The sequence below is a fragment of the Klebsiella sp. 1SOBk10mer genome, from assembly GCF_046602535.1.
Lineage (GTDB): Bacteria > Pseudomonadota > Gammaproteobacteria > Enterobacterales > Enterobacteriaceae > Klebsiella > Klebsiella quasipneumoniae.
Genome location: NZ_JBKIUP010000018.1, coordinates 1 through 14,356, shown reverse-complemented (window position 1 = coordinate 14,356; position 14,356 = coordinate 1). Strand labels below are relative to the sequence as shown.

At 53.7% G+C, this 14,356-nt stretch carries 9 protein-coding genes and 1 pseudogene; all 10 read right to left on the bottom strand.

Annotated elements, in window-relative coordinates; genetic code table 11:
* Nucleotides 1-1,341, bottom strand: a complete 1,341-nt coding sequence (gene dcuB, locus ACLH1I_RS24675) for an anaerobic C4-dicarboxylate transporter DcuB (RefSeq protein WP_004206756.1) — start codon at nt 1,339-1,341, stop codon at nt 1-3.
* A 399-nt stretch (nt 1,342-1,740) separates the two neighbouring features.
* Nucleotides 1,741-5,964 carry a DNA-directed RNA polymerase subunit beta' gene (rpoC, locus tag ACLH1I_RS24670; protein WP_004206757.1) on the bottom strand — a complete coding sequence of 1,408 codons (4,224 nt, stop codon included), beginning with the start codon at nt 5,962-5,964 and terminating at the stop codon, nt 1,741-1,743.
* Nucleotides 5,965-6,040: 76 nt separating this feature from the next.
* The gene (gene rpoB, locus ACLH1I_RS24665) at nt 6,041-10,069 is read right to left on the bottom strand and encodes a DNA-directed RNA polymerase subunit beta (protein WP_004206758.1); all 4,029 of its coding nucleotides are present in this window, start codon (nt 10,067-10,069) and stop codon (nt 6,041-6,043) included.
* A gap of 324 nt (nt 10,070-10,393) precedes the next feature.
* Nucleotides 10,394-10,759 carry a 50S ribosomal protein L7/L12 gene (gene rplL / locus ACLH1I_RS24660; RefSeq protein WP_002884142.1) on the bottom strand — a complete coding sequence of 122 codons (366 nt, stop codon included), beginning with the start codon at nt 10,757-10,759 and terminating at the stop codon, nt 10,394-10,396.
* A 66-nt stretch (nt 10,760-10,825) separates the two neighbouring features.
* Nucleotides 10,826-11,323: a 50S ribosomal protein L10 gene (gene rplJ, locus ACLH1I_RS24655; protein WP_001207203.1), complete on the bottom strand. Its 498-nt coding sequence runs from the start codon at nt 11,321-11,323 to the stop codon at nt 10,826-10,828.
* A gap of 289 nt (nt 11,324-11,612) precedes the next feature.
* Nucleotides 11,613-12,317 (bottom strand): 50S ribosomal protein L1, encoded by a 705-nt coding sequence (rplA, locus tag ACLH1I_RS24650; RefSeq protein WP_002884036.1) that lies wholly within the window; start codon nt 12,315-12,317, stop codon nt 11,613-11,615.
* Nucleotides 12,318-12,320: 3 nt separating this feature from the next.
* Nucleotides 12,321-12,749, bottom strand: coding sequence for a 50S ribosomal protein L11 (gene rplK / locus ACLH1I_RS24645; RefSeq protein WP_002884034.1), 429 nt, complete (start codon nt 12,747-12,749; stop codon nt 12,321-12,323).
* 156 nt (nt 12,750-12,905) lie between these two features.
* A complete protein-coding gene (nusG, locus tag ACLH1I_RS24640) occupies nt 12,906-13,451 on the bottom strand; it encodes a transcription termination/antitermination protein NusG (protein ID WP_001287521.1) in 546 nt (181 codons plus the stop codon).
* 1 nt (nt 13,452) lies between these two features.
* A complete protein-coding gene (secE, locus tag ACLH1I_RS24635) occupies nt 13,453-13,836 on the bottom strand; it encodes a preprotein translocase subunit SecE (protein WP_002883772.1) in 384 nt (127 codons plus the stop codon).
* A 336-nt stretch (nt 13,837-14,172) separates the two neighbouring features.
* Nucleotides 14,173-14,356: pseudogene (tuf, locus tag ACLH1I_RS24630) on the bottom strand (elongation factor Tu); the annotation flags it as partial.

Genomic DNA, 14,356 nt, shown 5'->3' with positions numbered 1-14,356 from the left:
TTACAGAAAGCCGTACATCGCCGCGAATACCCAGCCAAACACGCAGGAGACGCCAACGCCGATGAGCCCGGGCAGGATAAAGCTGTGGTTAATCACAAAGCGGCCTATATGGGTGGTCCCTGAGCGGTCAAACTGGATCGCCGCCAGATCGCTTGGGTAGGTCGGCAGTATATAGTAGCCATAGCAGGCCGGCGCAGAAGCCACGATATAGGCCGGATCAACGCCGATGGCCAGGGCCACCGGCACAATCGCCGCCAGCGCTGCCGCCTGCGAGTTCACAAACTTCGAAACCAGCAGCAGAACGATGGCATAGGCCCATGGATACTCTTTGACCATCTCCCCGAGCACGCCTTTAATCTCGGTCATGTGCGCGCCAAACATGGTCTCCGCCATCCAGGCGATGCCGTACACCGCGACGATAGCGATCATTCCCGAACGAAAGACCTCATTTTTGGAAATCGATGCCGGGTTGGTTTTAGTAATGATGATGATCAGCGCCCCGGAAAGCAGCATAAACATCTGGATCACCAGCACCATCGACAGCGGTTTACCGTCAAAGGCCGGACGCAGTTCAGAGAAGGCGCCAAGCAGCGCCACCACAGCGATGGAGGCCAGAAAAATCCACATCGCTATCCAGTTGCTGGTGGGCAGCTTTCTATCCAGCAGCGTCGCCGTATCGCCATAGACGTAATGGCGGTTCTCCGGTACCGCAATAAACGCCTGGAAGGCTTCGTCTTTATCCAGATCTTTGCCGCGGAACCAGCTGAAGATGCCGATCGCTAAGATGCCCAGCAGCGTGGACGGAATGGTTATCGCCAGCAGATCGAGAAACTCCAGATGTTTACCGTTAAAGGTAAAATTCCCCAGCATCGCCACCAGCGAGACCACCGCCACCGAGACCGGGCTGGCGATGATCCCCATCTGGGCGCCAATGGAGCTGGCGGCCATCGGACGCTCCGGGCGAATGTTATTCTTGATCGCCACATCGTAGATAATCGGCAGGATGGTATACACCACGTGACCGGTACCGCAGAGGATGGTCAGCGTGCAGGTGACGAAAGGCGCCACAATAGAGACATATTTTGGGTTACGCCGCAGCAGCTTCTCAGCAATCTGCAGCATGACATCCAGACCGCCGGATGCCTGCAGCGTCGCCGAGGCCGCCACCACCGCAATGATCACCAGCATCACATCAACCGGCGGTTTGCCCGGCTGGAGATGAAAAACAAAAACGAGGATCACCAAACCGATGCCGCCCAGCAGCCCCAGCGCAATACCGCCTTTTCGGGCACCATAAAACAGACAAATTAAGATAATAATGAGTTGTATCGCGAATTCCATGCAGCCCCCAGAGCCTGTCCGCTCAGACCTAAAGTAATGATCCATACCTGTCTGCCGGGGTTATTTCTGCGCCTTGTTGGGGGAAGCATGAGATGCAGCGATCCCTCTCCAGAGCCGTCGCGCCGAAGATAAAGCAGCAGCAGTAATCCCATGATTCATCAGGTATTTTGAATATATCCTCTTTGAATTGATTATTTTTTGATATGAGTAGAAGTTTTACCCATATATAAAGAAAGGTTTTTTGAGGTGATAGATTAATGGATATTTTGTATGAATTAATTGCTAAAAAATTGCAGCCTGGATATGGCGTAAATGTAATTAAAGACGGGTACCGCGGAGAACAGGCAATAAAAAAGCCGGTCAGGAAACCTGACCGGCTTTTCAGCAGTGCATCAACGATTAATCGTTGTCAGAACCGCCCAGACCTGCGTTCAGCAGCTCTGCCAGGTTGGCAGATGCTTCTTCCACGCTCACCTGCGGTGCCGCCGGCAGTTCGCCAGCAGCGCGACGGCGCATACGATCCTGGTGGTACGCATAACCGGTACCGGCCGGGATCAGACGACCCACGATGACGTTCTCTTTCAGACCGCGCAGTTCGTCGCGTTTGCCCGCAACGGCTGCTTCGGTCAGCACGCGAGTGGTCTCCTGGAACGATGCCGCGGAGATGAAGGACTCGGTGGCCAGAGACGCTTTGGTGATACCCAGCAGATCGCGGGAGAACGTTGCGCCCACTTTGCCGTTCGCTTCCAGTTCGCGGTTCGCGATCTTGACGCGGGAGTATTCCACCTGCTCGCCTTCGAGGAAGTCGGAGCTGCCTGCGCTTTCGATGGTGGCTTTACGCAGCATCTGACGAACGATAACTTCGATGTGTTTATCGTTAATCTTAACGCCCTGCAGACGGTATACGTCCTGGACTTCGTTAACAATGTAACGGGTCACAGCATGTACGCCACGCAGACGCAGAATGTCGTGCGGCGCTTCCGGACCGTCGGAAACCACGTCACCACGTTCTACACGTTCACCTTCGAACACGTTGAGCTGACGCCATTTCGGAATCATCTCTTCGTACGGTTCGCTACCGTCTACCGGGGTGATAACCAGGCGACGTTTCCCTTTGGTTTCTTTACCGAAGGAAATGATACCGCTGATTTCAGCCAGGATTGCCGGCTCTTTCGGACGACGTGCTTCGAACAGGTCCGCAACGCGCGGCAGACCACCGGTGATGTCCTTGGTACCGCCGGATTCCTGCGGAATACGCGCCAGGGTGTCACCAGAGCTGATCTGTACGCCATCTTCCAGCTGAACAATCGCTTTACCCGGCAGGAAGTACTGAGCCGGCATATCGGTACCTGGGATCAGAACGTCGTTGCCCTGAGCATCAACGATTTTCAGCGCCGGACGCAGATCTTTACCACCTGCGGTACGTTCTGCAGAGTCCAGAACCACCAGCGAAGACAGACCGGTCAGCTCGTCGGTCTGACGAGTAATGGTCTGGCCGTCGATCATGTCAGTGAAGCGGATGAAACCACTCACTTCGGTGATAACCGGCATGGTGTGCGGATCCCAGTTTGCGACGGTTTCACCGCCGGCAACCTGCTCACCGTCGCCTTTCGCCATAACCGCACCGTAAGGCACTTTATAGCTCTCTTTGGTACGGCCGAATTCGTCGATCAGTTTCAGCTCGGTGTTACGGGAAGTGATAACCAGTTTACCGCTGGAGTTCACAACCGACTTCGCGTTGCTGAGCTTGATGCTACCTTTGTTTTTCACCTGGATGCTGGATTCAGCAGCCGCACGAGATGCCGCACCACCGATGTGGAACGTACGCATCGTCAGCTGTGTACCCGGCTCACCGATGGACTGTGCCGCGATAACGCCGATAGCCTCACCTTTGTTGATGATGTGGCCACGCGCCAGGTCACGACCATAGCAGTGCGCACATACACCAAAGTCGGTGTCACAGGATACAACGGAACGCACTTTGACGGAGTCAACGGAGTTCGCTTCCAGCAGGTCACACCAGTGCTCGTGCAGCAGCGTGTTGCGTGGAACCAGAATATCCGCGGTACCCGGCTTCAGCACGTCTTCCGCAGTCACACGACCCAGTACGCGATCGCGCAGCGGCTCTTTAACGTCGCCACCTTCGATAACCGGCGTCATGGTGATGCCTTCCAGGGTGCCGCAGTCGTCTTCAGTGACGACCAGGTCCTGGGCAACGTCGACCAGACGACGAGTCAGGTAACCGGAGTTCGCTGTTTTCAGTGCGGTATCCGCCAGACCTTTACGCGCACCGTGCGTGGAGATGAAGTACTGGAGTACGTTCAGACCTTCACGGAAGTTCGCGGTGATCGGCGTTTCGATGATGGAGCCATCCGGCTTCGCCATCAGACCACGCATACCGGCCAGCTGACGAATCTGTGCAGCAGAACCACGCGCACCGGAGTCGGCCATCATGTAGATGCTGTTGAAGGAAACCTGCTGCTCTTCCTGACCGTCACGGTTAATCACGGTTTCGGTTTGCAGGTTATCCATCATCGCTTTGGATACACGATCGTTCGCCGCAGCCCAGATATCGATAACTTTGTTGTAGCGTTCGCCCGCGGTCACCAGACCGGACTGGAACTGTTCCTGAATCTCAGCAACTTCCGCTTCCGCTTCGCTGATGATTTCGTATTTTTTCTCCGGGATGACCATGTCATCGATACCAACGGATGCACCTGAACGCGCTGCGTAAGCAAAGCCGGTGTACATCGTCTGGTCCGCGAAAATAACGGTCGGTTTCAGGCCCAGAATACGGTAACAGGTGTTCAGCATCTTGGAGATCGCTTTCTTACCGAGCGCCTGGTTCACGATAGAGAACGGCAGACCTTTCGGTACGATCATCCACAGAATGGCACGGCCAATGGTCGTGTCTTTCAGGCTGGTTTTCGCGACAAACTCACCATTGTCGTCTTTTTCGTATTCAGTGATACGCACTTTAACGCGCGCATGCAGAGAGGCCAGGCCGGCGCGATAAATACGCTCAGCTTCTTTCGGGCCAGTCAGCACCATGCCTTCGCCTTTGGCGTTAACACTGTCACGGGTCATGTAGTACAGACCCAGTACAACGTCCTGAGACGGAACGATGATTGGTTCGCCGTTCGCCGGGGACAGGATGTTGTTGGTAGACATCATCAGCGCACGCGCTTCCAGCTGGGCTTCCAGCGTCAGCGGTACGTGAACAGCCATCTGGTCACCATCGAAGTCGGCGTTATATGCCGCACAAACCAGCGGGTGCAGCTGGATGGCTTTACCTTCGATCAGAACCGGTTCGAATGCCTGAATACCCAGACGGTGCAGGGTCGGCGCACGGTTCAGCAGAACCGGGTGTTCGCGGATCACTTCGTCCAGGATATCCCAAACGACAGCTTCTTCGCGCTCAACCATCTTCTTAGCGGCTTTGATGGTGGTGGCCAGGCCACGCAGTTCCAGCTTGCCGTAGATGAACGGTTTGAACAGCTCCAGCGCCATTTTCTTCGGCAGACCGCACTGATGCAGACGCAGGTATGGACCTACGGTGATAACAGAACGACCGGAGTAGTCAACACGCTTACCGAGCAGGTTCTGACGGAAACGACCCTGTTTACCTTTGATCATATCGGCCAAAGATTTCAGAGGACGTTTGTTAGAACCGGTGATCGCACGACCGCGACGACCGTTGTCCAGCAGGGCATCTACCGCTTCCTGCAGCATACGTTTTTCGTTGCGTACGATGATATCCGGCGCAGCCAGATCCAGCAGACGTTTCAGACGGTTGTTACGGTTGATCACGCGACGATACAGATCGTTGAGGTCAGACGTCGCGAAACGACCGCCATCCAGCGGAACCAGCGGACGCAGATCTGGCGGCAGTACCGGCAGAACGGTCAGGATCATCCACTCCGGCTTGTTGCCAGACTGTACGAAGGCTTCCAGCAGCTTAATGCGCTTGGTCAGCTTTTTACGCTTGGTTTCGGAGTTGGTTTCGTTCAGCTCTTCACGCAGCTGCTCGCACTCCTGCTCCAGATCCATATTGCGCAGCAGCGCCTGGATCGCTTCCGCACCCATCTTCGCGTCGAATTCGTCACCGAACTCTTCCAGCGCGTCCAGGTACTGTTCTTCCGTCAGAATCTGGTTGCGTTCGAGGTTGGTCATGCCACCTTCGATAACCACATAGGATTCAAAGTACAGTACACGTTCGATATCGCGCAGCGGCATATCCAGCAGCAGGCCGATACGGGACGGCAGAGATTTCAGGAACCAGATGTGCGCAGTCGGACATGCCAGCTCGATGTGGCCCATGCGCTCACGACGCACTTTAGTCTGGGTCACTTCAACGCCGCACTTCTCACAGATCACACCGCGGTGTTTCAGGCGCTTGTACTTACCGCACAGGCACTCATAGTCTTTTACCGGCCCAAAGATACGGGCGCAGAAAAGGCCGTCACGCTCAGGTTTGAACGTACGGTAGTTAATGGTTTCCGGCTTTTTAACTTCACCGAAAGACCATGAACGGATCATGTCTGGCGAAGCCAGAGCAATTTTGATCGCATCAAACTCTTCGGTTTTAGTTTGCGCTTTCAGAAACTTTAATAAGTCTTTCACGGATTTGCTCCCGTCGGAGTTAGCACATTCCGCTGCCGGGCGTTAACCCGGCAGCAGTGACCTGTTTGAGCGAGAATTACTCGTCTTCCAGTTCGATGTTGATGCCCAGCGAGCGAATTTCTTTCAACAGTACGTTGAAGGATTCCGGCATGCCCGGTTCCATCTGGTGATTGCCGTCCACGATGTTTTTATACATCTTAGTACGACCGTTCACGTCATCAGACTTAACGGTGAGCATTTCCTGCAGGGTGTAAGCTGCGCCGTATGCTTCCAGCGCCCACACTTCCATCTCACCGAAGCGCTGACCACCGAACTGCGCCTTACCACCCAGCGGCTGCTGAGTAACCAGGCTGTAAGAACCGGTGGAACGCGCGTGCATTTTGTCGTCGACCAGGTGGTTCAGTTTCAGCATGTACATGTAACCCACGGTTACCGGACGCTCGAACTGCTCACCGGTGCGGCCGTCGAACAGGGTGATCTGACCGGAAGTCGGCAGGTCGCCCAGCTGCAGCAGCGCTTTAATTTCCGCTTCTTTCGCACCGTCGAACACCGGCGTTGCGATCGGCATACCTTTACGCAGGTTTTCAGCCAGACGCAGAACTTCTTCATCGCTGAAGGTATTCAGGTCAACTTTCTGACGAACGTCAGCGCCCAGATCGTAGGCACGCTGGATGAACTCGCGCAGTTTCGCGACTTCCTGCTGCTGTTTCAGCATGGCGTTGATCTTATCGCCGATGCCTTTCGCAGCCATACCCAGGTGAGTTTCCAGGATCTGACCGATGTTCATACGAGACGGTACGCCCAGCGGGTTGAGGACGATATCTACCGGCGTACCGTTAGCATCGTGCGGCATATCTTCGATCGGGTTGATCTTAGAGATAACACCCTTGTTACCGTGACGACCCGCCATCTTGTCACCAGGCTGGATACGGCGTTTAACGGCCAGGTATACCTTAACAATCTTCAGCACGCCCGGTGCCAGATCGTCGCCTTGGGTGATTTTGCGGCGTTTCGCTTCGAGTTTTTTCTCGAACTCGTGTTTCAGTTCGTCGTACTGCTCAGCCAGCTGTTCCAGCTGATTTTGTTTCTCTTCGTCGGTCAGGCCCAGTTCCAGCCAGCGATCGCGCGGCAGTTTGTCGAGCTTCTCAGCTTCAACGCCACCGGAGACCAGCACCGCGTAGATACGACTGAACAGACCGGCTTCGAGGATCTGCAGTTCTTCAGACAGGTCTTTTTTGGCCTGCTTCAGCTGCATCTCTTCGATTTCCAGCGCACGTTTGTCTTTTTCTACGCCGTCACGGGTAAAGACCTGAACGTCGATAACGGTACCAGAGACACCGTTCGGTACGCGCAGAGAGGAGTCTTTAACGTCAGACGCTTTCTCACCGAAGATCGCACGCAGCAGTTTCTCTTCCGGCGTCAGCTGGGTTTCACCTTTCGGCGTAACCTTACCAACCAGAATGTCGCCGCCGGTCACTTCCGCACCGATATAAACGATACCGGACTCATCCAGTTTGGAGAGCGCAGCTTCACCCACGTTCGGGATGTCAGCGGTGATCTCTTCCGGCCCCAGCTTGGTGTCACGGGACACGCACGCCAGTTCCTGAATGTGGATAGTGGTGAAACGGTCTTCCTGGACAACACGCTCGGAAACGAGGATGGAGTCTTCGAAGTTGTAGCCGTTCCACGGCATGAACGCTACGCGCATGTTCTGACCCAGCGCCAGCTCACCGAGGTCGGTGGACGGGCCGTCGGCCAGCACGTCGCCGCGCTCAATAGGTTCGCCCAGGGACACGCAAGGCATCTGGTTGATGCAGGTGTTCTGGTTAGAACGGGTGTACTTAGTCAGGTTATAGATGTCGATACCTGCTTCGCCCGGGTACATCTCGTCTTCGTTAACTTTGATAACGATACGGGAAGCATCCACGTACTGAACGGTACCGCCACGTTTAGCCACCGCAGTAACACCGGAGTCGACGGCCACAGCACGTTCCATACCGGTACCAACCAGCGGCTTATCAGCGCGCAGAGTCGGAACGGCCTGACGTTGCATGTTTGCACCCATCAATGCACGGTTGGCGTCATCGTGTTCCAGGAACGGGATCAGGGACGCACCGACGGATACCACCTGCTGGGTGGATACGTCCATGTAGTCAACCTGGTCACGGCTGAACAAGCTGGATTCGCCTTTGCTACGGCAGGTCACCAGGTCTTCTACGAAGTGGCCGTTTTCATCCAGGTTGGAGTTCGCCTGAGCGATAACGTAGTTGCCTTCTTCGATAGCAGACAGGTAGTGAATTTCGTCAGTAACCACACCGTCGGTCACTTTACGATACGGCGTCTCAAGGAAGCCATATTCGTTGGTCTGCGCGTACACGGACAGGGAGTTGATCAGACCGATGTTCGGACCTTCAGGCGTTTCGATTGGACATACGCGACCATAGTGAGTCGGGTGTACGTCTCGAACTTCGAAGCCTGCGCGCTCACGGGTCAGACCGCCTGGGCCGAGTGCGGAGATACGACGTTTGTGCGTGATCTCAGACAGCGGGTTGTTCTGGTCCATAAACTGAGACAGCTGGCTGGAACCAAAGAACTCTTTCACTGCTGCGGAAATCGGCTTGGCGTTGATCATATCCTGAGGCATCAGGGTATCCAGATCGCCCAGAGACAGACGCTCTTTCACCGCACGCTCTACACGTACCAGGCCAACGCGGAACTGGTTCTCCGCCATTTCGCCAACGGAACGGATACGACGGTTACCGAGGTGGTCGATATCGTCCACTTCGCCTTTACCGTTACGGATATCGATGAGCTTCTTCATCACTTCAATGATGTCGTCTTTGCTCAGGATACCGGAACCTTCGATTTCGTCGCGCAGCAGAGAACGGTTGAACTTCATACGACCAACCGCGGACAGATCGTAGCGGTCTTCGGAGAAGAACAGGTTCTCAAACAGGCTTTCAGCGGCTTCACGAGTCGGCGGCTCGCCAGGGCGCATCATGCGGTAGATTTCTACCAGCGCGCTCAGACGATCGTTAGTCGGGTCGACGCGTACCGTTTCAGAGATGTATGGACCGTGGTCCAGATCGTTAGTGAACAGCGTTTCGATGCGCTTGTGGCCAGACTGGCTCAGCTTAGCCAGCAGATCCAGGCTCAGCTCCATGTTCGCCGGGCAGATCAGTTCGCCAGTCGCTTCATCGATATAGTCTTTAGCCGCCACTTTGCCCGCGATATATTCAACCGGCACTTCGATATGCTTGATATCGTCTTTTTCCAGCTGACGGATATGACGAGCCGTGATGCGACGGCCTTTCTCAACGTACACTTTGCCGTTGGCTTCGATATCGAAGGAGGCGGTTTCGCCGCGCAGACGCTCCGGAATCAGCTCCATCTGCAGCTTGTTGTCGCGAATTTCAAAGACCACTTTTTCGAAGAACAGGTCAAGGATCTGCTCAGTGGTGTAATTCAGCGCGCGCAGGATGATGGTAGCCGGCAGCTTACGACGACGGTCGATACGAACGAACAGGTTGTCTTTCGGGTCGAATTCGAAGTCCAGCCAGGAACCACGGTAAGGGATGATGCGTGCGTTATACAGAACCTTACCGGATGAGTGAGTCTTACCTTTGTCACTGTCAAAGAAGACGCCCGGGCTTCGGTGCAGCTGAGAAACGATAACACGCTCGGTACCGTTGATGACAAAGGTACCGTTGTCGGTCATGAGCGGGATTTCGCCCATGTAGACTTCTTGTTCTTTAATGTCTTTGACGGTGCCTTCCGGCGCTTCGCGCTCGTAGATCACCAGACGCAGTTTTACGCGCAGCGGTGCAGAGTAAGTCACGCCACGGATCTGACATTCTTTAACGTCAAAAACCGGTTCGCCCAGACGGTAGCTGACGTATTGCAGCTCGGAATTACCGCTGTAGCTCTGAATTGGGAATACGGAACGGAAAGCAGCTTCCAGACCATACTGCCCTTCAGGATCTTGCTCGATAAACTTCTGGAACGAGTCAAGCTGGATAGAAAGGAGATATGGCACATCCAGAACTTGTGGACGTTTACCAAAATCCTTACGAATACGTTTTTTCTCGGTATAGGAGTAAACCATAGGGTTCCTCAGCTCGCTGACAAGTCGACCCATCTGCCCGCAGAGGGCAGTTTTTTATGCAACACTATTTTGTTGACCGGAAAATGGAACACTTTCCGCAATGCCTGTTGCTATCACGCTTAAACCATTTCATTGCGATTTACACAGCCCAGGAACCCTAACCTGTCGCAGTATATTAAGTCGTCGATAGAAACAAGCATTGAGAGGCAAACCAGTAGTCAAACAGCGTGAAACGCTACTGGCGCCTTACAGCGCAAAAAGGCTGGTGACCAAAAAGTCACCAGCCTCAGCCTGATTTCTCAGGCTGCAACCGGAAGGGTTGGCTTATTTAACTTCAACTTCAGCGCCAGCTTCTTCCAGAGATTTTTTCAGAGCTTCAGCGTCGTCTTTGCTGATGCCTTCTTTCAGTGCAGCCGGAGCAGATTCTACCAGGTCTTTAGCTTCTTTCAGACCCAGGCCAGTCGCGCCACGTACTGCTTTGATAACAGCAACTTTGTTAGCGCCAGCAGCTTTCAGAATTACGTCGAATTCAGTTTTTTCTTCAGCAGCTTCAACCGGGCCAGCAGCTACAGCTACAGCAGCAGCAGCGGAAACACCGAATTTTTCTTCCATTGCAGAGATCAGCTCAACAACGTCCATTACGGACATAGCGGATACTGCTTCAATGATTTGATCTTTAGTGATAGACATTTAAATTGTTCCTGAATATCAGAATAAGTTTATACGTAAGCGAATGCTTTACAAAGATAACTGCGATTAAGCAGCTTCTTTCGCATCGCGTACAGCAGCCAGAGTACGAACCAGTTTGCCAGCCGAAGCTTCTTTCATGGTTGCCATCAGGCGTGCAATTGCTTCTTCGTAGGTCGGCAGAGTTGCCAGGCGGTCGATCTGCGACGCCGGGATCAGCTCACCTTCAAAGGCAGCGGCTTTGACCTCAAATTTTGCATTCGCTTTCGCGAACTCTTTGAACAGACGAGCAGCAGCGCCCGGGTGTTCCATAGAGTATGCAATCAGGGTCGGACCAACAAACGTGTCTTTCAGGCACTCGAACTGAGTACCTTCAACGACGCGGCGCAGCAGGGTGTTACGAACAACACGCATGTATACGCCAGCTTCACGACCTGCTTTACGCAGTTCAGTCATTTTATCTACAGTTACGCCACGGGAATCCGCAACTACTGCAGACAGCGCGCCTTTGGCTACTTCGCTGACTTCAGCAACAATCGCTTGTTTGTCTTGAAGATTTAAAGCCATTAGCTTTGCTCCTGGATGTTTGCCAGAGCCTATGCTCTGGAACTCACTTCACTCAATTCAACGAAAAGAGCGTCTAAATACGGTGAGCAGAAACAAGCCAGAATATCCAAAAAGAATCTTAGCGTTCTGTCACCGTCTACGCAGGGCATTAAGTTTCTTGCGAAACACCTGCGGTCTTCGACGGAGGTCTGGATAGGCCAGACTCCAACGAACAATTCGGTTACCTGCTAACCTTAGTTAGCAAACGTGGGCGAAGATTGTAGACAAAATCACCGCCCACGTAAAGGCATTAGTTTGCAGAAGCGTTCAGGCCAGCCTGATCTACTGCAACACCTGCACCCATGGTGGTGGAGATGCTAACTTTCTTGATGTACACGCCTTTCGCCTGAGTCGGTTTTGCTTTTTTCAGCGCAACCAGCAGAGCTTCCAGGTTTTCTTTCAGTTTGTCAGCGTCAAAGTCCACTTTACCGATGGTGGTGTGGATGATGCCGTTTTTGTCGTTACGGTAACGAACCTGACCTGCTTTCGCGTTTTTAACCGCTTCAGCAACGTTCGGAGTTACAGTACCCACTTTCGGGTTCGGCATCAGGCCACGCGGACCCAGAACCTGGCCCAGCTGGCCAACAACGCGCATTGCATCCGGAGAAGCAATAACAACGTCAAAGTTCATTTCGCCTTTTTTGATCTGCTCAGCCAGATCTTCCATACCTACCAGCTCAGCGCCTGCAGCTTTAGCAGCTTCAGCGTTTGCACCCTGGGTAAATACGGCTACGCGAACGGAACGGCCAGTACCGTGCGGCAGTACAGTTGCGCCACGGACGTTCTGGTCAGATTTACGAGCGTCGATGCCGAGGTTAACGGCAACGTCTACGCTTTCGGTAAATTTAGCGGTGGCCAGCTCTTTCAGCAGAGCGATGGCTTCGTTGATGTCGTACTGTTTAGTTGCATCAACTTTCTCACGGATCACGCGCATGCGCTTGGTCAGTTTAGCCATTTCTTAGTCCTCCACTACCAGGCCCATGGAACGTGCAGTACCTTCGATGGAGCGAGTCATCGCTTCAATGTCGGCACCAGTCATGTCGGCAGCTTTGGTCTGCGCGATTTCCTGCAGCTGAGCGCGGGAGATTTTACCCACTTTATCTTTGTTCGGCTTACCGGAACCAGACTTGATGCCTGCAGCTTTCTTCAGCAGAACAGCAGCCGGCGGAGTCTTGGTAACAAAGGTAAAGGAACGGTCAGCGTAAACGGTGATAACAACCGGGATCGGCAGACCTTTCTCCAGGGAATCAGTTTTGGCGTTGAACGCTTTGCAGAATTCCATGATGTTCACGCCCTGCTGACCCAGTGCTGGGCCGACCGGCGGGCTCGGGTTCGCCATACCAGCTGCAACCTGCAGCTTGACGTAGGCTTGGACTTTCTTAGCCATTCTTAAATCCTCAAATTGGGTATTAACGCTTCAGAGAAGCTCCCCGTGATTAAACATCGTTTTACGGGCCGGGCCCATAAAAACAAAAGGCGCGAAATTGTATGCCAATTTCGCGCCCTATGCAACGATTAAATCGCTGCTTTTTTGATCGCCGGCTTACGCCTTCTCAACCTGGCTGAAGTCCAGTTCTACCGGAGTCGCACGACCGAAGATAGAAACGGAAACTTTCAGGCGGGACTTCTCATAGTCCACTTCTTCAACCACACCGTTAAAGTCAGCGAACGGACCGTCGTTAACGCGAACCATTTCGCCCGGTTCAAACAGCGTTTTCGGACGCGGCTTATCGCCAACCTGCTGCAGACGATTCATGATGGCGTCGACTTCTTTGTCGCTGATCGGCGCCGGACGGTCAGAGGTACCGCCGATGAAGCCCATCACGCGCGGCACGCTGCGCACCAGGTGCCAGCTTGCGTCGTTCATGACCATCTGGACCAGAACGTAGCCTGGGAAGAATTTACGTTCGCTTTTGCGACGCTGGCCGCCACGGATCTCAACCACTTCTTCGGTCGGGACCATGACTTCGCCAAATAACTCTTCCATGTTGTGTAATTTGATATGTTCACGCAGCGACGTGGCTACGCGACCTTCAAAACCGGAAAACGCCTGAACGACGTACCAGCGCTTTTTAGGAGCTTCAGACATCTCAGAACCTCAGGCCAGTGATAAAGGAGACCAGGCGAACCAGAATACCATCCAGTCCCCACAGGATCAGTGACATTACTGCAGTCACAGCAGCAACAATCAGCGTAGTATGCAGCGTTTCCTGGCGAGTCGGCCAAATCACTTTACGAACTTCGGTTCTCGCTTCGCGAGCAAAAGCAACGGTCGCCTTACCTTTCGTCGTCAACAGCGCGACGCCACCGGCAGCAGCAATAAGAATAACCACGGCCAGCGCACGCACCGCCAGCATAATGTCGCGATAAAGGAAGTTGCCCACGATCGCCACGATCAGCAGCACGGCAACGATAATCCACTTCATCGCTTCCAGGCCGCGCCCGCTCCCTTGAGCTTCGGTATTCGCACTCATAAACCAACCTGTCAGAAGTATTCTACAAACAATTTCACCCCGCGGGGGCGAGGCGATCCAAACCGAAATTAAGTTTCGGATTATACACTTAACTATTCAAATTGCTTCAACGCTGACGGTTTTGTCGCCCCTGCCCTGCTAACGCAAAGGAGGATGCTGATTGCCGTCGCACTATCGCTCGAATGGTTTGGTGTATAAACGCCCTCTTCAGAGCCTGTCTCAGCAATGATTATGACAAATAAAATCACTGATGAGCCAGGTTCTGGTGTGAAAGCGTGCAAAAAGGGCATCAAATGATGCCCTTTTATTGCGCATTGCGTCAAATGTTATCAGCGATTAGCCGAGAACTTTAGCAACCACGCCCGCGCCAACGGTACGACCGCCTTCACGGATTGCGAAACGCAGACCATCGTCCATCGCGATCGGGTGGATCAGGGTAACAACCATTTTGATGTTGTCGCCCGGCATTACCATCTCTACGCCTTCCGGCAGTTCGATGGTGCCAGTCACGTCAGTTGTA

Coding starts and splice junctions, on each gene's coding strand:
- rpoB (WP_004206758.1), bottom strand. CDS start 10,069: ATGGTTTACTCCTATACCGAGAAAAAACGTATTCGTAAGGATTTTGGT.
- rplK (WP_002884034.1), bottom strand. CDS start 12,749: ATGGCTAAGAAAGTCCAAGCCTACGTCAAGCTGCAGGTTGCAGCTGGT.
- rplJ (WP_001207203.1), bottom strand. CDS start 11,323: ATGGCTTTAAATCTTCAAGACAAACAAGCGATTGTTGCTGAAGTCAGC.
- secE (WP_002883772.1), bottom strand. CDS start 13,836: ATGAGTGCGAATACCGAAGCTCAAGGGAGCGGGCGCGGCCTGGAAGCG.
- nusG (WP_001287521.1), bottom strand. CDS start 13,451: ATGTCTGAAGCTCCTAAAAAGCGCTGGTACGTCGTTCAGGCGTTTTCC.
- rplL (WP_002884142.1), bottom strand. CDS start 10,759: ATGTCTATCACTAAAGATCAAATCATTGAAGCAGTATCCGCTATGTCC.
- rplA (WP_002884036.1), bottom strand. CDS start 12,317: ATGGCTAAACTGACCAAGCGCATGCGCGTGATCCGTGAGAAAGTTGAT.
- dcuB (WP_004206756.1), bottom strand. CDS start 1,341: ATGGAATTCGCGATACAACTCATTATTATCTTAATTTGTCTGTTTTAT.